Annotated in this window: 24 protein-coding genes, 1 pseudogene and 1 riboswitch; of the genes and pseudogenes, 16 read left to right on the forward strand and 9 right to left on the reverse strand. The window is 33.4% G+C overall.

Annotated features, from left to right (window positions below; all coding sequences use genetic code 11):
- Window positions 1-182 precede the first annotated feature (182 nt).
- The 14 genes and pseudogenes from rplM to J3S90_RS03210 all read left to right on the forward strand — a co-directional run bounded on the left by rplM (window position 183) and on the right by J3S90_RS03210 (window position 11,500).
- On the forward strand, window positions 183-638 hold the full coding sequence (gene rplM, locus J3S90_RS03145; RefSeq protein ID WP_188048911.1) for a 50S ribosomal protein L13: 456 nt from the start codon (window positions 183-185) through the stop codon (window positions 636-638).
- Complete coding sequence (gene rpsI, locus J3S90_RS03150) at window positions 638-1,024, forward strand: 30S ribosomal protein S9 (protein ID WP_039108715.1); 387 nt, start codon at window positions 638-640, stop codon at window positions 1,022-1,024. Before rplM ends, rpsI begins: the two co-directional genes overlap by 1 nt.
- Before the next feature lie 175 nt (window positions 1,025-1,199).
- Complete coding sequence (gene rpsB, locus J3S90_RS03155) at window positions 1,200-1,997, forward strand: 30S ribosomal protein S2 (protein ID WP_210644664.1); 798 nt, start codon at window positions 1,200-1,202, stop codon at window positions 1,995-1,997.
- 140 nt (window positions 1,998-2,137) lie between these two features.
- Window positions 2,138-3,100, forward strand: a complete 963-nt coding sequence (gene tsf / locus J3S90_RS03160) for a translation elongation factor Ts (RefSeq protein WP_210644666.1) — start codon at window positions 2,138-2,140, stop codon at window positions 3,098-3,100.
- Window positions 3,101-3,211: 111 nt separating this feature from the next.
- The gene (locus J3S90_RS03165; RefSeq protein WP_210644668.1) at window positions 3,212-3,775 is read left to right on the forward strand and encodes a DNA-3-methyladenine glycosylase I; all 564 of its coding nucleotides are present in this window, start codon (window positions 3,212-3,214) and stop codon (window positions 3,773-3,775) included.
- Between the two features lie 120 nt (window positions 3,776-3,895).
- Window positions 3,896-3,993: riboswitch (TPP riboswitch) on the forward strand.
- Between the two features lie 63 nt (window positions 3,994-4,056).
- Window positions 4,057-4,263: a sulfur carrier protein ThiS gene (gene thiS / locus J3S90_RS03170; protein WP_210644670.1), complete on the forward strand. Its 207-nt coding sequence runs from the start codon at window positions 4,057-4,059 to the stop codon at window positions 4,261-4,263.
- Window positions 4,264-4,470: 207 nt separating this feature from the next.
- Entirely contained in the window at window positions 4,471-6,294 is a 1,824-nt protein-coding gene (gene thiC, locus J3S90_RS03175) for a phosphomethylpyrimidine synthase ThiC (protein ID WP_210644672.1), read from the forward strand.
- A gap of 17 nt (window positions 6,295-6,311) precedes the next feature.
- Window positions 6,312-6,884 (forward strand): thiamine phosphate synthase, encoded by a 573-nt coding sequence (locus J3S90_RS03180; RefSeq protein WP_210644675.1) that lies wholly within the window; start codon window positions 6,312-6,314, stop codon window positions 6,882-6,884.
- Window positions 6,857-7,612 (forward strand): hydroxymethylpyrimidine/phosphomethylpyrimidine kinase, encoded by a 756-nt coding sequence (locus J3S90_RS03185; RefSeq protein WP_210644677.1) that lies wholly within the window; start codon window positions 6,857-6,859, stop codon window positions 7,610-7,612. The genes J3S90_RS03180 and J3S90_RS03185 overlap by 28 nt, the downstream gene beginning before the upstream one ends.
- Entirely contained in the window at window positions 7,605-8,243 is a 639-nt protein-coding gene (locus J3S90_RS03190; RefSeq protein ID WP_210644680.1) for a thiamine phosphate synthase, read from the forward strand. The genes J3S90_RS03185 and J3S90_RS03190 overlap by 8 nt, the downstream gene beginning before the upstream one ends.
- Window positions 8,224-9,000: a thiazole synthase gene (locus J3S90_RS03195; RefSeq protein ID WP_210644681.1), complete on the forward strand. Its 777-nt coding sequence runs from the start codon at window positions 8,224-8,226 to the stop codon at window positions 8,998-9,000. Before J3S90_RS03190 ends, J3S90_RS03195 begins: the two co-directional genes overlap by 20 nt.
- Window positions 9,001-9,155: 155 nt before the next feature.
- Window positions 9,156-9,533, forward strand: a pseudogene (locus J3S90_RS03200) (GxxExxY protein).
- A 44-nt stretch (window positions 9,534-9,577) separates the two neighbouring features.
- Window positions 9,578-10,735, forward strand: coding sequence for a 2-iminoacetate synthase ThiH (gene thiH / locus J3S90_RS03205; protein WP_210644683.1), 1,158 nt, complete (start codon window positions 9,578-9,580; stop codon window positions 10,733-10,735).
- Window positions 10,736-10,789: 54 nt separating this feature from the next.
- Window positions 10,790-11,500 (forward strand): HesA/MoeB/ThiF family protein, encoded by a 711-nt coding sequence (locus J3S90_RS03210; protein WP_210644685.1) that lies wholly within the window; start codon window positions 10,790-10,792, stop codon window positions 11,498-11,500.
- Between the two features lie 270 nt (window positions 11,501-11,770).
- On the opposite strand, the gene aat is transcribed toward J3S90_RS03210, so the two are convergent.
- The 3 genes from aat to J3S90_RS03225 form a co-directional block, all read right to left on the reverse strand.
- Window positions 11,771-12,412 (reverse strand): leucyl/phenylalanyl-tRNA--protein transferase, encoded by a 642-nt coding sequence (gene aat / locus J3S90_RS03215; protein ID WP_210644687.1) that lies wholly within the window; start codon window positions 12,410-12,412, stop codon window positions 11,771-11,773.
- 114 nt (window positions 12,413-12,526) lie between these two features.
- Window positions 12,527-12,904 carry a DUF3127 domain-containing protein gene (locus tag J3S90_RS03220; RefSeq protein ID WP_188048924.1) on the reverse strand — a complete coding sequence of 126 codons (378 nt, stop codon included), beginning with the start codon at window positions 12,902-12,904 and terminating at the stop codon, window positions 12,527-12,529.
- A 27-nt stretch (window positions 12,905-12,931) separates the two neighbouring features.
- Window positions 12,932-13,807 (reverse strand): flavin reductase family protein, encoded by an 876-nt coding sequence (locus J3S90_RS03225; protein WP_188048925.1) that lies wholly within the window; start codon window positions 13,805-13,807, stop codon window positions 12,932-12,934.
- A 175-nt stretch (window positions 13,808-13,982) separates the two neighbouring features.
- Between J3S90_RS03225 and J3S90_RS03230 the strand changes: the two genes are divergently transcribed.
- A complete protein-coding gene (locus J3S90_RS03230; protein ID WP_210644689.1) occupies window positions 13,983-15,131 on the forward strand; it encodes a sensor histidine kinase in 1,149 nt (382 codons plus the stop codon).
- A 2-nt stretch (window positions 15,132-15,133) separates the two neighbouring features.
- Here the strand turns inward: J3S90_RS03230 and J3S90_RS03235 are convergent, their stop codons facing one another.
- From J3S90_RS03235 to greA, 3 genes are all read right to left on the reverse strand, one after another.
- Window positions 15,134-16,024 carry a hypothetical protein gene (locus tag J3S90_RS03235; RefSeq protein WP_210644690.1) on the reverse strand — a complete coding sequence of 297 codons (891 nt, stop codon included), beginning with the start codon at window positions 16,022-16,024 and terminating at the stop codon, window positions 15,134-15,136.
- A gap of 77 nt (window positions 16,025-16,101) precedes the next feature.
- Entirely contained in the window at window positions 16,102-16,491 is a 390-nt protein-coding gene (locus tag J3S90_RS03240; RefSeq protein ID WP_210644692.1) for an HIT family protein, read from the reverse strand.
- Between the two features lie 29 nt (window positions 16,492-16,520).
- A complete protein-coding gene (greA, locus tag J3S90_RS03245; RefSeq protein WP_188048929.1) occupies window positions 16,521-16,997 on the reverse strand; it encodes a transcription elongation factor GreA in 477 nt (158 codons plus the stop codon).
- Between the two features lie 159 nt (window positions 16,998-17,156).
- On the opposite strand from greA, the gene J3S90_RS03250 reads away from it, so the two are divergent.
- Window positions 17,157-17,570, forward strand: coding sequence for a Rieske (2Fe-2S) protein (locus tag J3S90_RS03250; RefSeq protein WP_188048930.1), 414 nt, complete (start codon window positions 17,157-17,159; stop codon window positions 17,568-17,570).
- A 1-nt stretch (window position 17,571) separates the two neighbouring features.
- Here J3S90_RS03250 and J3S90_RS03255 read toward each other — a convergent pair whose 3' ends face one another.
- The 3 genes from J3S90_RS03255 to J3S90_RS03265 form a co-directional block, all read right to left on the reverse strand.
- The gene (locus J3S90_RS03255; RefSeq protein ID WP_210644694.1) at window positions 17,572-18,519 is read right to left on the reverse strand and encodes a hypothetical protein; all 948 of its coding nucleotides are present in this window, start codon (window positions 18,517-18,519) and stop codon (window positions 17,572-17,574) included.
- Window positions 18,470-18,868, reverse strand: coding sequence for a hypothetical protein (locus tag J3S90_RS03260; protein ID WP_210644696.1), 399 nt, complete (start codon window positions 18,866-18,868; stop codon window positions 18,470-18,472). The genes J3S90_RS03255 and J3S90_RS03260 overlap by 50 nt, the downstream gene beginning before the upstream one ends.
- Before the next feature lie 239 nt (window positions 18,869-19,107).
- The gene (locus J3S90_RS03265) at window positions 19,108-21,318 is read right to left on the reverse strand and encodes a TonB-dependent receptor (protein ID WP_210644698.1); all 2,211 of its coding nucleotides are present in this window, start codon (window positions 21,316-21,318) and stop codon (window positions 19,108-19,110) included.
- Window positions 21,319-21,688 lie beyond the last annotated feature (370 nt).

Genomic DNA, 21,688 nt, shown 5'->3' on the forward strand with positions numbered 1-21,688 from the left:
ACAACAATCTATTGGTAAGTAAAATTGTAAATTTTCAGGACAGAAGCATATTTTAAATATACATTTGATAATCAGCACTAAAACAAGTTTAAAATAATCTTTTAAGGTATTTGCATTTAAAATAATTAATTGTACTTTTGCAACCCCTTTATGGGGATGGAATGTTTAATTAAAATAATATTATGGACGCATTAAGCTACAAGACACAATCAGCAAGCAAAGCCACCGTTACAAAAGAGTGGATCGTTGTTGATGCTGATGGGCATAACTTAGGACGTATGGCTTCAAAGATCGCAATGATCCTTAGAGGTAAATACAAAGCAAGTTATACACCACACGTTGACTGTGGAGATAACGTAATTGTTATCAACTCAGAAAAAATTAACCTTACTGGAAACAAAATGGACGAGAAGACTTACATTCGTCACACAGGTTACCCAGGAGGACAAAGATCTTTAACTGCTAAAGTATTGCAATCAAAAAACCCTGCATTATTAGTAGAAAGAGCAGTAAAAGGAATGTTACCTAAAAACAAATTAGGAGCTGAACTTTTCAGAAATTTAAATGTTGTTGTAGGTTCAGAGCACAAACAAGGCGCTCAAAAACCGAGAACAGTTAACCTTAACGATCTTAAATAATGGGAGTTATTCACAAAATCGGTAGAAGAAAAACCGCTGTTGCACGTGTTTATGTTTCAGAAGGAACAGGAGTAATCACTGTAAACAAAAAAGCATTCGAAACTTATTTCCCAACTGCAACTTTACAGTACAAAGTATTACAACCAATGTCTATGACAGAAAATGTAACTAACTTTGACGTAAAAGTTAATGTTTACGGAGGTGGTTCAACTGGTCAAGCAGAAGCTGTAAGAATGGCATTAGCACGCGTTATGTGTGAAGTAAATGCTGAAAACAGAGGAATATTGAAACCAGAAGGTTTATTAACAAGAGATCCAAGAATGGTTGAACGTAAGAAATTCGGTCAGAAGAAAGCTCGTAAGAGATTCCAATTCTCTAAACGTTAATATTACCTGTCTTGTACACTATGTACAGGACAGTATCAATTTATTATTGAATTTAAAAAACACAGTTGTTGTTGCTCTCCTACCGAGGTAGGAAATAGTTTAGCATCTAAATGTATAAAGCCGGGAAACCGCCATTTGTGCATTGCTAATCAACAGAACGTAAACTAGAACAAAAATGGCAAACAAAATAGAAGTTAAAGACTTACTAGAAGCAGGTGTTCACTTTGGACACATGACTAGAAAATGGGATCCAAACATGGCTCCTTACATCTATATGGAACGTAATGGTATTCACATTATCAATCTATATAAAACTGCAGCAAAAATTGAAGAGGCAAATGACGCTTTGAAAAAAATCGCTGCATCAGGTAGAAAAATATTATTCGTTGCTACCAAAAAACAAGCAAAAGACATCGTTGCTGAAAAAGCAAAAGCTGCAAACATGCCTTACATCACTGAAAGATGGCCTGGTGGAATGCTAACTAACTTTGTAACTATCCGTAAAGCTGTTAAAAAAATGGCTACTATTGATAAAATGAAGAAAGATGGTACGTTCATGACACTTTCTAAGAAAGAGCGTTTACAAGTTGATCGTCTTCGTGCTAAATTAGAGAAAAATTTAGGTTCAATCGCTGACATGTCTAGACTACCAGCTGCTTTGTTCGTAGTTGATATTAAAGCGGAACACATCGCAATAAAAGAAGCTCAAAAATTAAACATTCCAGTTTTCGCAATGGTTGATACTAACTCTGATCCACGTGAAGTAGAGTATGTAATTCCTGCAAATGATGATGCTTCTAAATCAATTGATAAAATTTTAACTTTAGTTACAGCTGCAATTACTGAAGGACTTTCTGATAGAGGTTCTGATAAAGAAGGTGATGCAACTCCTGCTGCTGAAGCTGTAGAAGCAACTCCTGTTGCTGAAACTCCTGCTGTAGAAGCTGCTGCTCCAACTGCAACTGAAGAATAAAACAAAAAGAATTTCCAAATTCTAAAATTCCAAATTCCAAAAATTAAACTCAGCAATGATTTGATTTATCAATTGGAAACTGGAATTTTGGGTTTGGATTTTTTTATTAAAACTATTTTTTAATTTAAAATATAAAAAACATGGCAACAATTACTGCTGCAGACGTAAATAAATTAAGACAAACTACAGGTGCTGGAATGATGGACTGTAAAAAAGCTTTAGTTGAAGCTGATGGAGATTTCGATAAAGCAATACAAAACCTTAGAGAAAAAGGACAAAAAGTTGCTGCTAATCGTTCTGACCGTGAGTCTTCTGAAGGAGCTGCTGTTTCTTTTATTAATGCAGACAAAACTAAAGGAGCTATTATAACTTTAAACTGTGAAACAGATTTCGTAGGTAAAAATGAATCTTTCGTAACTTTAGCTAAAGAATTAGTTGAAAAAGCGATCAACTTTTCTTCTAAAGAAGAATTTTTAGCTTCAGATTTTAACGGAATGACTGTTGCTGAAAAATTAATTGAGCAAACAGGTGTTATTGGTGAAAAAATCGAAATCGGTGGTTTTGAAATCTTAGAAGGTGCTTTTATCGGATCTTATGTTCACGTTAATAAAATTGCTGCATTAACATCTATTTCTACAGCAGTTGATAATGCTGAAGTTTTAACTAAAGATGTGTCTATGCAAGTTGCTTCTATGGGAGCTGATACATTATCTTACAAAGATTTTGATCCTGTTTTCGTAGCTTCTGAACTTGCAGCTCGTATTGCTATAATCGAAAAAGAAAATGAAGAAGCAAAACGTTTAGGAAAAACGTTGAAAAATGTTCCTAAATATATTTCTTTCTCTCAATTAACTGAAGAAGTTCTAAAACAAGCGGAAGAAGATGCTAAAGCAGAATTAAAAGCAGAAGGTAAACCAGAACAAATTTGGGATAAAATTATTCCTGGAAAGGTGCAACGTTTCATTTCTGACAATACTACTTTAGATCAAGAAAAAGCTTTATTAGATCAAAACTTCATCAAAGATGACAGTAAAAAAGTTGGTGATTATGTTAAAGGATTCAATGTTGAAATTACAGGTTTCAAAAGAGTTAGTTTAGGATAAATTGATTTATGATTTCAAATTAACCATATTTGATTTCAGATTTAAAAAAACTCCATTTCAAATTAATTTGAAATGGAGTTTTTCTTTTATATTTGAACCATAGACTTATATATGGAAAATAAACTGCGTTGCGCTTGGTGCGAAAAAGATGATTTATACAGGAAGTATCATGACGAAGATTGGGGAATTCCCATTTATGATGACGCAACTATATTTGAATTTTTAATCCTCGAAACTTTTCAAGCGGGCTTAAGTTGGTACACTATCTTAAAAAAAAGAGAAAACTTCCGATCAGCTTTTGACAATTTCGATTACATAAAAATAGCACAATACCAAGAAGATAAAATTCAAGTACTCTTAAAAGATCCCGGAATCATACGCAATAAATTAAAAGTTCACTCCGCCGTTACAAATGCACAAGCCTTTATCAAAATACAAGAAGAGTTTGGAAGTTTTTCTAACTATATCTGGAATTTTACCAACCAAAATCCAATAATCAACCACCCAAAAACACTAAAAGATGTTGCTGCTACTACTCCACTTTCAGATACAATTAGCAAAGATTTAAAAAAAAGAGGCTTTAAATTCGTTGGTTCTACAGTAATTTATGCCTTTTTACAAGCTACTGGAATCGTCAACGATCATCTACAAGATTGTTGGATTAGCAAACAATAAAACCCTTTTTTTAATGTAATAATATCCCAAAAAAAATACCATTTAAAAATTTGGGCGACTTATAAAAAATCAATTATTTCTCTCTAAATACCATAAACCGAAATAAATTACTACATTTGCAGCTCACTTTAGGGGTGTCTGCAATACTGTAGGCTGAGATTTTACCCTCTGAACCTGATCTAGTTCATACTAGCGTAGGGAAAAGTAAGATGACTTCATCGCGCACTCCTATGCGTAATTGTAGCCATTCCTAAAGTATAATTGACTAAAATTATAACGGAATGGAACTAAAAATAAACAATCAAATAAAACAATTTCAAGCAGATGTGCTACACATCCAAGACCTACTTGATATTGAAAATTCCCAAAAACAAAATGGAATTGCCGTTGCTATTAACAATATAGTAATTCCAAAATCAAACTGGAATTCACACATTATACAAGAAACCGACGAAATTTTAATTATTTCCGCAACTCAAGGAGGATAATTGGGCTGCTCGGGCTGGCTATCCATTGCAAGTTCGCAGTCAAAAAACTCAAAAACACAGTCGCAACAAGAGCTTCCTTTGGTCGCTTTCTTACTCCTTGTTTTCTAGAGTTTTTGCCTTTGCGAGCTTTTCATTACTATCCCTAGCAGAACAACTACATTTTCAAAACACAACTAGAGAACACTACTAAACACAAAGACTAGAACTATGAACAACGAAGAAAAAATTTCCAAGACACCGTTTCCAAACTCCACTAAAGTTTATATAGATGGTGAAATTCACCCAATAAAAGTGGCGATGCGCGAAATTCATTTAGCTGACACCAAACTTTCTAGAGGAGGCATAGAAACAAATCCTGCTGTTACAGTTTATGATACTTCAGGAGCGTATACGGATCCAAATATTGAAATCGACATTAGAAGAGGATTGCCAAGAATTCGGGAACAATGGATTTTAGATCGAAATGATGTAGAAGAATTGACTCAAATCTCCTCCGAATATGGTAAAACGCGTTTAGAAGATGAAAAATTAGATCACTTGCGTTTTGAATATTTACACAAACCGATGCGTGCTAAAAAAGGCGCCAATGTTTCGCAATTGTATTACGCAAAACAAGGAATTATTACTCCCGAAATGGAATACATTGCCATTCGCGAAAACCAGCGCTTGGAACAAATAGAAAATCAAACTAAAGCCATGCAGTGCCAGCACGAAGGTCATAGTTTTGGAGCAAACACACCAAAATCTAAAATTACGCCTGAATTTGTGCGCAGTGAAGTAGCACGAGGAAGGGCAATTATACCAAATAACATCAACCATCCCGAAAGCGAACCGATGATTGTGGGACGCAATTTCCTTGTAAAAATAAATGCAAATATCGGAAACAGCGCTGTGACTTCAAGCATCGAAGAAGAGGTAGAAAAAGCGGTTTGGGCTTGCCGTTGGGGAGCTGACACCATCATGGATTTATCTACAGGAAAAAATATTCATGAAACTAGAGAATGGATTATTCGTAATTCTCCTGTACCTATTGGTACCGTTCCCATTTACCAAGCATTAGAGAAAGTAAACGGAATAGCCGAAGATCTAAATTGGGAAGTATTCCGCGATACTTTGATAGAACAAGCAGAACAAGGAGTCTCCTATTTCACAATTCACGCGGGAGTTTTATTGCGTTACATTCATTTAACCGCAAATCGTGTTACCGGAATCGTTTCTCGTGGAGGATCTATAATGGCGAAATGGTGTTTATTTCACCACAAAGAAAATTTCTTGTACACGCACTTTGAAGAAATTTGCGAAATCATGAAACAATATGATGTTGCCTTCTCGCTAGGAGACGGATTACGTCCAGGATCAATTGCTGATGCAAATGACGCCGCACAATTTGCCGAGTTAGAAACATTAGGAGAACTCACAAAAGTAGCTTGGAAACATGATGTTCAAGTTTTTATTGAAGGCCCTGGTCACGTACCCATGCACATGATCAAGGAAAACATGGACAAACAATTGGAACATTGTGACGAAGCGCCGTTTTATACCCTGGGTCCATTAACTACAGATATTGCTCCAGGCTATGATCATATCACCTCGGCTATTGGAGCTGCCATGATTGGTTGGTATGGTTGCGCCATGTTGTGTTATGTAACTCCAAAAGAACACCTTGGCTTACCCAATAAAAAAGACGTAAAAGATGGCGTTATCACTTACAAAATCTCCGCTCACGCTGCCGATTTAGCCAAAGGGCATCCAGGAGCGCAATACCGCGACAACGCATTAAGCAAAGCACGTTTTGAATTTCGCTGGGAAGATCAATTCAACTTATCGTTAGATCCCGACACAGCAAGAGAATTTCACGACGAAACCCTTCCTGCCGATGGCGCTAAAGTCGCACATTTTTGCTCGATGTGTGGACCGAAATTCTGTTCGATGAAAATATCACAAGAAATTCGCGATGTAGCTGAAGCAGAAAAAGGGATGAAGGAAAAATCAGAAGAGTTTATAGAACAAGGTAAAGAAATTTACATCTAGAAAAAGGCAAACAACGCATGATTGTGATTTCAAATCCCATAGTTTTAAATAGAGAAAAATTCCTTATCAACACCCTTTTTGAAGAGGGATTGGAATTGTTACATGTACGAAAACCGAATTATTCTGATGAAGAAATGAAAAGTTTTTTGTCTGAGATCAATCAAGAATTCAGATCGAAATTGGTATTGCATAATCACCACCAATTGGCAACAGAATTTGGTATTAATAGGATTCATAACCCTGTCAAAATTAAAAAATTTGGCTGGGATAAACCTATATTTTCCACATCAACGCATTCTATAGAAGAGTTTAATGAATTATCAACTTTTTTTGAATATGCCTTTTTAAGTCCTGTGTTTTCCTCTATTTCAAAAACGAATTATCATCCAACAAACGATTTGTTTTTAGAGATTAAAAAAAGAACCAATTTTAAAACAAGAATGATTGCGTTAGGCGGTATTCAACCAGAAAACATACCCAAACTATTACAATCCGATTTTGATGATTGTGCGCTTTTAGGAACTATTTGGAACGATGATAATCCAATTAAAAAATTCAAAATATGCCAACAAATCGCTCATATGCATTAAGTATAGCAGGTTTTGATCCCTCTGCTGGAGCTGGTATTCTAGCAGATATTAAAACATTCGAACAGCACCAAGTGTATGGCTTTGGTATTCAAACAGCCAATACAATACAGACTGAAAATAAATTTTACGATATACAATGGACCGACTTAGACTTTGTGTTAAGTTCAATAGAAGTTCTATTTAACGACTATGAAATTAAAGCCGTAAAAATTGGCATAGTTCCTTCTTTATCTTATCTAAAAAATATAGTTTTTTTGATTAAGCAACTATCCCCAAAAACGAAAATTATTTGGGATACAGTTTTAAAGTCGAGTACAGCATTTGATTTTTTAACAATCGAAAATAACTCCGAATTAATTTCAATTTTAAACGAAGTAGAACTTATAACACCTAATTATGAGGAGATTCTAAAATTAGGAACTGCAAAAGAAAATGCAGATACAATTACGGAGCGACTAACTAAAAACTGTGCGATACTCATAAAAGGCGGCCATCATCCCACCGAAACGGGGACTGATTTTTTACACAATCAAAGTCAGATCTTTAGAATTTCACCAGAAAATACCAAAATATATGCTAAACATGGTTCTGGTTGTGTATTATCAGCAGCTATAACGGCTAATCTAGCATTAGATCAAAATCTTTTAAACGCATGCAAAAACGCAAAAATATATACTGAAAAATTTCTATTATCGAACCCTTCTAAACTAGGCTATCATTATGTATAATAAACTACAATACATTTCTCAAGGAAATACAGTCGAAGAACAAATAACAAATATTCGCAAAGCATTAGACAATGGTTGCGAATGGATTCAATTGCGATTTAAAACTCAAAATACAATGGATCTATTCAATTTAGCCGAGTCTACAAAAATTTTATGCGATGTTTATTCTGCCAATTATATTATTAATGACAATGTTTATTTAGCCCAACAATTTGAGGCCGATGGCGTTCATTTAGGATTGACAGATATGAAAATCAGTGAAGCCAGACAAATTTTAGGCGACACCAAAATGATCGGTGGCACTGCTAATACTTTTGCTGACATTCAGCAAAGATCAGCTGAACAATGCGACTATATTGGTTTAGGACCTTTTCAACATACAGATACTAAAGAAAATTTGAGTCCAATTTTAGGAATTGAAGGGTATCGTTCGATACTGAAAAAAGTAAAATCAAAGAAGATTGCAATTCCAATATATGCTATTGGAGGAATTGCGCTCGAGAATATAGAAATATTAATGGAAACTGGCATTTACGGTATTGCTGTTTCTAGTCTGATTACAAAAAGCGAAAAGCCTAAAAAACTAATTAGTCAACTTAACGAAAAAATATATGGCAGCGTCACTATTTAAAATTGGAGATAAAATTTTAGAATCGCGACTATTTCTAGGAACGGGAAAATTTGGATCAAATATCCAAATGGAAGAAGCCATACTAGCATCAGGAAGTGAATTAGTAACCGTGGCTCTTAAACGAATTGATTTAGAAACCGACACAGATGCGATATTAAAACATTTGCAAAACCCAAGAATTAATTTATTACCCAATACTTCAGGTGCAAGAAATGCCAAGGAAGCTGTTTTTGGAGCGCAATTAGCTAGAGAGGCACTAGAAACAAATTGGCTTAAACTCGAAATTCATCCGGATCCAAGATACTTAATGCCTGATCCTATCGAAACTTTGAAAGCAACAGAAGAACTCGCTAAATTAGGATTTATCGTTTTACCGTATATTCACGCTGATCCTGTTTTATGCAAACGATTAGAAGATGTAGGAACGGCAGCTGTAATGCCTCTGGGTTCACCGATAGGAAGTAACAAGGGCTTAAAAACGATCGATTTTTTAGAAATCATTATCGAACAAAGTAAAGTTCCAGTTATAATTGATGCTGGAATTGGCGCTCCGTCTGATGCCGCAAAAGCAATGGAGTTAGGTGCTGATGCCGTTTTGGTCAACACTGCAATTGCTGTTGCAGGAAATCCAAAATTAATGGCAGAAGCCTTTAAAGAAGCTGTTATTGCAGGTAGAAAAGCTTTTGAAGCCAAACTCGGTCAACAATTTAATCATGCGATAGCTTCTAGTCCTTTGACTGCTTTCTTATATGAATAAAATATTGAAAACGGCACGCAGATTATGCAGATCTACACAGATAAAAAATTAAATTTAAATGAATATGCCAGAATCTGCTTGCTAAAAATTATTATTGTTATTTTTTAATATTAAGTAATACATCTAATTAATACTAATTATAAAAATCTTAACAAATGACTGAAAATGAGATATCTTTTAAAATAAGAGGAGCAATTTTCAAGGTTTATAATACACTCGGACCAAGTTTTTTTGAATCGGTTTATGAAAATGCTTTGAGTTATGAATTAAAAAAAATGGATTTAAAAGTTGAAAGACAACTTGTAATTAGTATTCCTTATGAAGAAATCATTTAAGATATTGCATTTAAAATTGATTTATTAGTAGAGGACAAAGTAATTGTTGAGCTGAAATCTGTCGAAGATTTAGCTCCAATTCATTACAAGCAAATTACAAATTATCTAAAGCTTACTAATAAGAAATTAGGAATACTAGTCAATTTCAACACTACAACCATTTTAAATGACATCAAAAGAATTGCCAATAAAATATAAAAATCTGCGCAAATCTACCAAATTTGCGTGCCATAAAAAATCAAATGAACACATTCAAATCAGTTTTTGAGCAATATAATTGGGACGACATTCAATCTAAAATATACGCAACCAGCCATGAAAAAGTGGAGCAAGCATTGGCGAAAAACAAACGCAATCTCGATGACTTTATCGCTTTGATTTCACCCGCAGCACAGCCCTATTTAGAACAAATGGCACAACAATGTCATACGCTCACTAAAAAGCGATTTGGAAAAACAATACAAATGTATGCTCCGCTGTATTTAAGTAATGAATGTCAAAATATTTGTACCTATTGCGGTTTTAGTTTAGACAATAAAATCAAACGCAAGACTTTGTCTGATACAGAAATAAAACAAGAAATAGCTGTTTTAAAAAAGGCCGGATTCGATCACGTTTTATTAGTAACTGGCGAGGCTAACTACACTGTGAACATCAATTATTTTTTGAACGCTATCGAACAAATAAAAAGAGATTTTTCGATAATTTCTATCGAAGTACAACCGCTTTCTCAGGAAGAATACGAACGTTTGCATGAAGCTGGCGTCCATTCTGTTTTAGTATATCAAGAAACCTATCATCAAGAAGTATATAAAAAATACCATACGAAAGGGAAAAAGTCAAATTTTGATTTTAGGCTAGAAACACCCGATCGCATTGGGAAAGCTGGCATTCATAAAATAGGATTAGGCGTTCTATTAGGTTTAGAAGATTGGCGTACCGATAGTTTTTTCAATGCCTTGCACTTGGATTATTTGCAAAAAACGTATTGGCAAACGAAATATTCTGTTTCTTTTCCGAGATTACGTCCAGCCGAAGGAATTATAGAACCTAATTTCATTATGGATGATAAAGATTTAACCCAACTCATTTGTGCCTATCGTTTGTGGAATGAAGAGTTAGAAATTTCTATATCGACAAGGGAGAATGAAAAATTTAGAGACCATATTATTGCTATAGGAACTACAAGCATGAGCGCGGGTTCTAAAACAAATCCAGGTGGTTATGCAGTAGATCCGCAATCCTTAGAGCAATTTGAAATTAGCGACGAACGCTCTGCAGCAGAAGTTGCAGCGATAATAACTCAAAAAGGATACGAACCCGTTTGGAAAGATTGGGATAGAACCTTTAGTCAAAAGTCGAAGGTCGAAAGTCTTAAAGACAGCTCGATTCTTCATTAAGAATTTTATTGCCTTTATAACTTTCGACTTTAATAACTTTAAGACTTAATTAAAATGAGCATTATACAAGATTTTTTACGTTATAACAGACAAACCATGTTGTCTGAAATTGGTGATGAAGGACAAGAGAAATTAAAAAAATCGAAAGTTCTTGTTATTGGAGCGGGCGGTTTGGGTTGTCCTGTTTTGCAATATATTGCCACTGCTGGTGTAGGAACAATAGGAATTGTAGATTTTGATAAAATTGAAATTCACAACTTACATCGTCAAATTTTATATACCGAAGAACAAATAGGCTTTCCTAAAGCGTCGACTGCAAAAAGTGTCATAGAAAAACTAAATCCGTTAATTACAGTTTTAGCTTTCGAAGAAAAAATAACGATTGAAAATGCTGTGAGAATTATTACTGATTTTGATTTGGTCGTTGATGGCTCGGATAATTTTAAGACGCGCTATTTGGTAAATGATACCTGTGTAACTTTAGGGAAAACATTAGTTTATGGAAGTATATTAGGATTTGAAGGACAGTTAGCAATTTTTAATCATTTAGGAAGTAAACATTTGCGTGATTTATTTCCGGAACCACCAAACCCTAAAGAGGTTCCTAATTGCAATATGAATGGTGTTTTAGGTACTTTATCAGGCATAATTGGATTGATGATGGCACATGAAACTTTGAAGTTGATTATAGGTTTGCCAACTTTAAAAAATGAATTAGTTTTGTTTAAAACTTTAGATTGGAGTTTTACAAAGCTGACTTTTTAAATTTAGGAATTGGAACACGGATGACACGGATTGGAGAGATGAACACGGATTTTTTTTTCGAAATAACTTGTTTTTAAAAGCTGTTAGCTCTTTCCCAAAGTTTAAAAATAAAATTAGGAATACTTTTGCCCCAGATGGTAGTGGAAAGCGCTGACTGAAAAAAACTATTTTTTTCTAGACAGAAAAGAGCGACCGGCAGGAAGCTCCTTTTATGGCTTTAGAAAAAAAGTTTTTTGAGGGAAGACTTGCAACGAACAGCTGGAATAGGCCTTAATTTTCATTACTTAAAATAGCGATAAATTCAGAGCGTTTAATTTCACGACATCCTAAACTTTCCAGATGGGGATTATAAACCTGACAGTCTAGTAATTTGTAATTTTTCTCTTTTAACTGTTCCACCAAAGCGATAAAAGCCACTTTTGAGGCATTAGAAACTAACGAAAACATACTTTCGCCGCAGAAGATAGTTCCTAAATCGATTCCGTACAAACCACCGACTAATTCTTCATTTTGCCAAACCTCAACTGATTTGGCTATTCCTAATTTGTTGAGATTACAATATGCTTCAATCATGTCATTGGTAATCCAAGTTCCGGTTTGACCGTTTCTTTTTACATTTTGACAATGAGCAATTACTTCTCTAAAGTTCTGGTTGAAGGTAACTTTAAAGTTTTTCCTATTTAGGATGTTTCGCATACTTTTCGAAACAATTAATTCTTCTAGAAATAAAACCATTCTAGGATTGGGAGACCACCAGAGAATAGGATCTCCAGGTTCAAACCAAGGAAAAATACCGCTTTTATATGCCAACAACAAACGCTCAGTAGATAAGTCGCCCCCGATAGCTAAAACACCATCGCGATTGGCTTGGGAAACCGGCGGAAAAAATAAATCGTTAGTTAGGTAGTGCATTAATACAAAAATCAAGTCAATGATAGTGGTAAAATCATTAAAAAAAAAACCAAATTCCAATTTTAAGACAAGCTAAAGTTGGAATTTGGTTTTTAAAAATTTTATAATTTTATTTTAGAATGGCAAATCGTCAGCTTCTTCTTCATTTAAATTTGTTGCTGGAGCAAATGCTTGTGCTGCAGGCATTGGAGGCATTTGTGCTGCAGGCGCATCGGCTTGTGCTTTTGCAATTCTCCAACCTTGAATTGTATTAAAATAAACTGTTTCTCCCTGAGGATTAGTCCATTCTCTACCTCTTAAGTTAATATCAATTTTAACAGGTTCTCCTACTTGAAAACCATTTAATAAATCACATTTATCTTGAACAAATTGAACTAGAATATGCTGTGGATATTGCTCATCAGTAGTAACAACTACATCTCTTTTCTTGAAACCTCCAGATCCAACTTCTTTAGTTTGATCGATCATTTTAATTTTTCCTGTAACTTCCATCTTCTCTATTTTAATTGTTTGCTCTCTTTATTTTTTTGCTAAAAGTACCTTCCAAGCGGTAAGTACTTCGTTTTTATTTAAATATTCTTTAGCTAATTGGTATTTCTTGATTTCATCATCTGCACTCAGTACCCCTTTTACTTCAAAATTTTCTTTTACAAATATAGTAATTTCTTCAAGAGTTGGCAAAGATTCGACATTTCCTAACATGCCTAAATCATTTCCGTTAAACACAGCACTTTGCTTTACAAAATCAGGAATGGCATCTACTCCAATTCCTAACGTGGTTAGTGGTTTTGGCACTTCAAAAAGTCCTTGATTGGATCTCGAATACCAATTTCCGCCCAATCGAGATACTAGATCAATCTTATGTTGATCAATCGCTCCATTTTGATCTAAAATACTTTCGTCGATATGAATTCTGACTACTTCGCAAAGAATTAAATTTCCTGCTCCACCTTCTGTTCCTAAAGCAATAATTTGAGTCACTTTACATTCAAATTGAACGGGCGATTCTTTGACTCTAAATGGTTTTACAACCTCTGAAGGAATTGGCGTTAAGCCTGATTTTAAAAACTCATCAACACCTTCAGCATATTCTGTACTGGCAAGAGAAGTTTGTTGCACCATATCATAATTCACTACATTAATTACTACTTCACCTGTGGCTTCAGCATTAATCAAAGTGTGTTTTATAGAATTGTCTCGCACCCTTCTTGCAGGAGAAAATATAAGAATAGGAGGATTTGCGCTAAATACATTAAAAAAACTAAAAGGAGATACATTTGGATTTCCTTCCGTATCCATTGTACTGGCAAAAGCGATAGGCCTAGGACCTACGGAACCTTGCAAATATCCTTGTAATTTTGCCGTTTCTATACTTTTAGGATCAATAGTAATCATACTTTAAGATTTAGTTCTTGTAGCTACAAAAGTAGACAATTGAATTAAATTTTAGAACGTCAATAAGAGAATTAGATTAAAATAAGAGTATGATTTTTTCAAAATAAAATTCTTTGACTGATCCTAAAATACTTCCATCTTTAATTCGTTATATTTATACCTCAAAATTTTATTTATGCAGTTTTCTGACCGAAGAAATACAACCCGTTGGATTATTATTTTCGCCTCTTTTTTGATCGTTTCATTGATACTTTGGAATACTTATACCTTTTTCCAGATTTTTAAAAATGAAGAACGTTTAAAAATGAATCTTTGGGCAAATGCGCAAAAAACTTTCATCAATGCTAATGAGACTACGGATGTCGAAATTCCGTTACAGATTTTCAGCAATAATACGTCAATACCAATTATTCTTACAGAGAATGACAGTATAATTAATACCGTAAACATTGACGATATTATTGTAAAAGACAAAGATAAAGCAGTAGACTTTTTACACAATTTAAAAAGTGAAAATGAACCTATTGTAATAGAATATGTTCCCGGAAAATTTCAGAAATTATATTATGGTAATTCTTCTTTGCTCAATAAATTAAAATATTATCCTGTTGCATTAGTACTTATTATTGTGCTGTTTGGCGGCCTAGTGTATAATTTTTATAGAAGCACCAAAATGGCAACTCAAAATAAGCTTTGGGCGGGAATGGCAAAAGAAACAGCGCATCAAATAGGAACTCCACTTTCGTCATTGATTGGCTGGGTTGAAATTTTAAAATCGGAAGCCGTTGAAGAAAGTACAACACTTGAAATTGAAAAAGACATTGAGCGTTTGCAAACCATAACGGATCGTTTCTCTAAAATAGGATCGGAACCCAAATTAGAGAATAAAGATATTGTTACCGAAACCCAACAATCTTATGACTATTTGCAATCTCGGTTTTCTAAACAAATTGAATTCTCTTTTCAAGCGCCACAAACAAAAATTATGGTTTTGCTAAATCCTACTTTGCACAGTTGGACAATTGAAAATTTAGTGAAAAATGCAATTGATGCCATGAAAGGAAAAGGTAAATTAGCATTAGAAATCAAGCAAGAAGGCGATTTAGTCAAAATAAATGTTTCGGACACCGGTGCAGGAATTCAAAAAAAACAGTTTAAAGCCATTTTTGAACCCGGTTTTACCACTAAAAAAAGAGGTTGGGGATTGGGTCTTTCCTTGACAAAGAGAATCGTAGAGGAATACCACAAAGGAACCATAAAAGTGCTTCAATCGGAAATCGGAAAAGGAACTACCATGCAAGTTATTTTAAAAAAAATAGTTTAGCACTACTCTCTTTTTGACGATTTAACTGGTTTAGATTTAGAGATAAAAACTGCATTTTCACCATTCCATTTATACGTTTCAGTCCATTTACTTATTTTTAAAAGATAAGTATTGTCTTTCTCTGAGTCTTGATCGTATTCTCCTTCTTCAATTTGCTTGACTATTAAATCCGGTTTTCCTCCAGTTTCTTTAGGAAAAACAAAATTTTCTGAATAATAATACACTCCAGCATCACCCACTTCTTGTTTTTCTGGCAGCATCACAAAACTTTTACCGTTCCATCCAAAATAATAGTATAAGGTCGGAATGCCGCATGCCTCGCCGCTAAAACTAATTCTATAAATATTTTCTAGATTGGTCAAACCTAAACTACCAATAGTCTTATTTTGAAAAAAATAACTACCATCAAGATTTTTTGTGATTGTTTTTTGCCCAATAACAGCATTCTCACTATCCAGGATTTTTACAGAAATGCTAACTGAATTTTTTTCAAAACCATCTGCATCTTTTACAGTTTCAATTTTATCTATAGCAGTTAGATAAGTATAGTCGGCGCTTTTAGAAAAACCAACAGCCAAAAATCCTTTCCATAAAAAACCTTGAACTAATTTTCCAATATTATTTTCATATTCAATTGCAACCCAAGAAACATTTAATCCTTTAATTTTTAAATCATTTTCAGTCGCTCTCAGTACTTTTATCTTTTTTCCTAATTGCAGGGAATCGAGCAAATTGGATTGTATAGAAGGCATTTCTCTAACATAACAATTTTTAGCGGCAACAATAGTTTCATTAGCATCATAAATATTCCAATAATAATTATGACTGCTTTTCTCTTGACTAAAAATTATAAAAGGAATTAAAAAAAGTATTGAAATTAGAATTTTTTTCATGACGAATGAATATAAAAAATCCACGAGTTTAGAAATAAATTACCAAATTCGTGGAAATAAAAATTATTAATTATATGTTATAGATTGTTTGTAATTGCTTGTGCCAAAGATTCGAATTCTTCTTTAGAAAGAGAAACTTTATTTTGAAAACGCATTTCATCCATTTCGTTCAACGGAATTAAATGTACATGCGCATGAGGCACTTCTAGACCAACAACGGCCATACCAACTCGTTTACAAGGGACTGTTTTTTCTAAGGCTATTGCAATTTTTTTTGAAAACTGCATTAATCCTATATACAATTCCTCTTCTATTTCAAAAATCTTATTGATTTCTTGTTTCGGAATACAAAGTGTATGTCCTTTTGCATTGGGATTAACGTCTAGAAAAGCTAGAAAATTATCGTCCTCAGCTATTTTGTAACAAGGAATTTCTCCGTTTACTATTTTAGTAAAAATACTTGACATAGTAGAAATAATTAATTGGTTGTGATTGCTTAGTCTCTTGTAATTTCAAGTATTTCAAATTTCAAAACGCCATTAGGAACCGTAATTTCAGCGACTTCTCCAACTGATTTACCAAGTAAACCTCTACCTATAGGTGAAGTTACTGAGATTTTACCTGTTTTTAAGTCAGCTTCACTTTCTGCAACCAATGTGTATTTCATTTCCATGCCATTGGTTTGATTTTTTATTTTAACATTAGAAAGAACCAAAACTTTAGAAAGATCTAAATTTGTTTCATCTATCAAACGAGCATTAGAATGTACTTCTTCTAATTTGGCAATACGCATTTCTAACATTCCCTGTGCTTCTTTAGCCGCATCATATTCTGCATTTTCAGAAAGATCGCCTTTGTCTCTAGCTTCAGCAATATCTGCAGAGGCTTTTGGACGCATCACACTTTTTAAATAATCTAACTCTTCCCTTAATTTCTTTAACCCATCAGCGGTGTAATACGATACTGTACTCATAACTTCCTTATTTATATAAATAGAAAAAATCCCATCAGGACGGGATTTCTTTCCACAAAGATACTATTATTTTTATTTGCCTATAATTATATGTTAATCATATATAATTCAAAGTTAAATAATTTAAATTTGTTTCGCTAATACTTTGACACTTTTAAAATGAAAAAATACGCCGCTTTTTTTTTTATCATTCCTTTCTTTTTTTCCTGCAGCGATTCAGGAGTAAAGAACACCAATCCTTACTTACCTAACTATTCAGTTCTTATTGACCTCAACTTAAATTTGCCCCAATATTCTGATCTAAAATTTGTGAGCAATGCGGTCTTAATTCCAGAAAAAGGGGTTCGTGGCGTTATTGTTTTTAATACCGGTAGTGGCTACAATGCTTTTGATGCCGCTTGTCCTAACCAAGCTTTATCTTCTTGTTCTACTATGACAATAAAAGGCATCAATGCCCTTTGCGCTTGCGACAATCAAGAATACAGTTTGTTTACCGGACAAGGAAAACTGCAATATCCAATGAAACAATATCGCGTTCAGATAAATGGTGATGTGTTGCGAGTTTTTAATTAAATTACAATTTATAACTTATCGAGAACAAAATTACTCTTGGTAAAAGATAAGTGTTTCGCTCACTGATTACATAATCTGAAAAAGAATAATCATTTTTTAGTTTATTGTCAAACAAGTTATTGGCGGTTAGTTCAAAACCTAAAGGACTATTTTTCTTTTGGTATCGTAAAGAAGCATTAGCAATATCATAAAAATTACTTTGATTTGCGTTATTTGTATTTTTCAGGTTTTCATATTCCAATTTAAAAATCCAAGATTTAAAAAAATTCACATTTGCATCAGCATTTATTGCATCAGTCTGAAAATTTGACTTTGTCAATCCTGAAAGCTGACTAAATCCTTTATTATACCCAATGCTGAAATCTGGCCATTTGCGATAAGCGGTTTTAATAACCAAACCAAAATTTTGAATATTTCTATCATTTGTGGTAATAACACTGTTGATGATTTGACTGTAATTAAACCAATTAAAGCGCGTGTTTAGTTTTAGATTAAAACGATAAATCCTTTTACTAAAAGAACCATTTATACCATAAGTAGTTTCAGGATTATCGCTTAAAATTGGAGTATTAAATTGATCGATTCCATCTAATTGAATCTCATTGCGAATGGTTTTTATTTTTTTATTGAAATTTGCCATTGCATTCCAAGTAATACCTCGATACATATTCATTTTTGAATACCTTAAATTAGCCGTGTGGAATTGTTCGTTTTGCAAAAGCCCATTTCCTTTATACACCAAATTGTAATTTTGCAAAGTATAATTAGAAGCTAACTGACTTACTTCTGGAAAATTATTTTCTAATTTATAATTAAAATTAAGCGTTTCAGATTTATTAAATTCATACTCGCTATTCCATTGTGGTTGTAAAAGTGTTTTAGATAAGTGTTGTTCTCTACTAATTTGATTCGTTTGTTTCTTTAACCAAAGTCCATTCGTTAACTTCATTTTTCAGTAAAAAATTTCCAAAACTTTTATATAATTCAGAAAGTGCAAAGTCTTTTGTTTGATAAATTACCCCTTTATAACCTGAGGCAACAATAGCCAATTGATTGTTATTTTCGCCTACTTCAAGTCCTTTATCTAAAGAAAAAAAAGAATTTTGTTTATCGAATAATAAATTAAAAGTCAAATATTGCGCATTATTTACAGCCTCCGAGTATAATTTTTTGAATGTACCATTCTCTTTAAGTCCTTCTAACATTTCAATACTTAGCCCATACTCTACAGTTCCGTTTTTTACTTGTCCAAGACAAGAAACGAAACAAAACAATAATATGATCTTTATTAACTTCATTATTTATAAATTTTACGAAAATCATTATTTAATTAATCACACTTAAAAAGAAGAAATTATATAATCATAAACCTACAAAATAATTCATCATCTAAAAGCATTTATTTTAATAAAATAGTATGTTATTTATAAATTTAGTACTTCTTTTCACTAATATTGAATGTTAAGAATACCTACAAAATTAAAAAAGGCTAGAAGTTCATAAACTCCTAGCCTTCTTCAATAAAGTATCTTTTCAATTAAAATTTCAAAGTCAGTCCTACTAAAAAGTTAATTCCTGCTTGCGGATAATAACCGGCTCCTTCTAAAGTAGCAATCGCTGGCGGGTTAGACTCATCATCATCGTAAGTATAGAAAAAACCATTTGATATGTATTTGTAATCAAAGATGTTATTTACTAAAGCTGAAAGATAAATCGATTTGAAAATTGATTTTGGAATAATCTCATAGGAAACATTCAAATCATTCGTAAAATACGATTTTAGTTTAGATCCTTTTGCATCAATATTTGCCATATATTGTTCCCCAACATACTTTGATAAAAAAGAAACTTGAAGGTTCTTTATTGGAACATAACTCACTATATTTCCTGCAATAAAATCAGGTGAAAAAGCAATATTGGTATCTCCTAACGAGGTTAAAACACCATCTCTCTTAAAGAAGAAATCTTTGTTTTTATTTGTGCTCACCGTTACATTTGGTCTAATAAATAAATTATCCAAAATAGAAATTGTTGCATCAACCTCTACACCTAAACGATAACTATCGCCACTATTTTCACGTATTGGCGCACCTACATCGTCTAATGCTCCTGTAACGATCAACTGATCTTTGTAAGCCATATAATAAACATTAGCGTTCAACTTTATTTTTGAATCTACATGACGCAATCCCAATTCAAAATCGTTTAATTTCTCTGGGCGTGGACTCCCGTTTTCATAATCGGATCTGTTCGGTTCGCGATTGGCTCTGGCATACGAAAAATACAAGGCGTTGTTAGCATTAAGTTCGTAATTTAATCCCGCTTTAGGATTGAAGAAATTAAAATTATCATTGACCAAACCTGCTTCGGCACTATTGGCTTTATAATGCACGTTTCGAAGTTGTAAATCTCCGTATAAATTTAGCTTTTCTGTAATTTGGAAATTGGCTTTCGCAAAAACATTTCCATCCATTTTTGTCGCGGCATCATCATAATAATGATCATCTAATTCAGATTTTGAGGCATAGCGCGCCCAAATTATTCTTCCAAAGTGATTTCCTTCGTACTTATTGTAACCGCCTCCTAAAATAACATTCCATTTTTCTTCTTTATAATTGGCCGAAAAAGTAGTTCCATAAAAATCATTTACCAACCATTTCTGACGAATCAAATCGGTTTTATTAATGGTAGTTGCATCAATCACAATTGGAGTCAATCCATATTCCACAAACTTTGCATTCGGCTTATAATTTTCATAAAAACCCTTTCCTTTGGTATAATGAAAAGCCAGATTCGTACTCCATTTTTCGGATGCTTTTTCGTTCCAATGCAATTGATAGTGATCTTGTTGGTAGTTATCCGTTTCATTGTCATAAAAACGAAGTACTCCAAACTTATCTGTATACTTCCCCGCAGGATTAAACGTTCGGTCATTTTTTAGTTTGTCCAAATCTTCTAAACCATTCCAAGATTGATACGTTTTTTCATTTCCGCCAAAAGCTAAGGCTTTAATTAAAGTAGTTTTGCCCACATAAGTTCCTTGAAGAAAATAGGATTTTAAATCCGAAAAAGCCCTGTCAATATAGCCATCTGATTTTAAAGCCGACAAACGCCCAGCGATTTCAAAATGATCATTCATCAAACCCGTACTAAATTTAACGGTGTGTTTTCTAGTGTTAAAACTTCCAAAAGAATTAGCGATTTCTCCCGTGCTTTCCTTAGCGTATGTATCGGTCAACATATTTAAGCTTGCACCAAAAGCTCCTGCACCATTGGTTGATGTTCCTACACCACGTTGCAATTGCAAACTTTCTACTGAAGAAGCAAAATCAGGCATATTCACCCAAAAAGTTCCATGACTTTCGGAATCATTATACGGAATTCCGTTGATGGTTACATTGACACGAGTAGCATCACTTCCACGAACACGGATTCCGGTATAACCTACTCCATTTCCTGCATCAGTAGTGGTAACCACGGACGGTAAATAATTCATCAAAATAGGAATGTCCTGACCGAGATTACGAGATTTGATGTCTTTTTTAGTCAGATTACTAAAACTAACGGGAGTTTTTGTAGTAGCACGAACTGCAGAAACTAATACTTCGTCTAATTGATTGACTTTTGTAGAATCTTTTACTTGTGCAAAAGAAATAGAAGAGGATAATGTAAAGAAAACAGACAGTATAAAAGTGCTGTTTTGTACCTTTTTGCCTTTAAGGCGAGAAAAATTGCAAATAGTTTTCATCCGTAAAAAAAATTACGAATAAAAGGGGGAATTATTCTTTTTTTAAATTATTGATTGTTTTTTATGACAAAAAAATAGTGTGCACACTATAATTTGTCATTTTTTCCCTTAGCAACATTACTTGCTCAGGTTCGTTGGGTATGATCTCAGCCTGTAATTCTGAATTTTCAGAATCTAAGCACCCCTTTGAGACGCAGCAAAGGTAAAAAAGTATTAAGATAAAAGTAACAAGTAGCCTAACATTTTTTGTAAAGTAGTCAATCAAAAAAATTACTAACTACAAGTCAACGTTTTACCTCTTTAAATAAAAAAATATTTTAATAGTAATCAAATCACAGCAATCAAAAAGAAACCACTATTACAATCTCTT

The organism is Flavobacterium flabelliforme (assembly GCF_017948675.1).
In the GTDB taxonomy this organism is placed as follows: Bacteria; Bacteroidota; Bacteroidia; order Flavobacteriales; family Flavobacteriaceae; genus Flavobacterium; species Flavobacterium pygoscelis.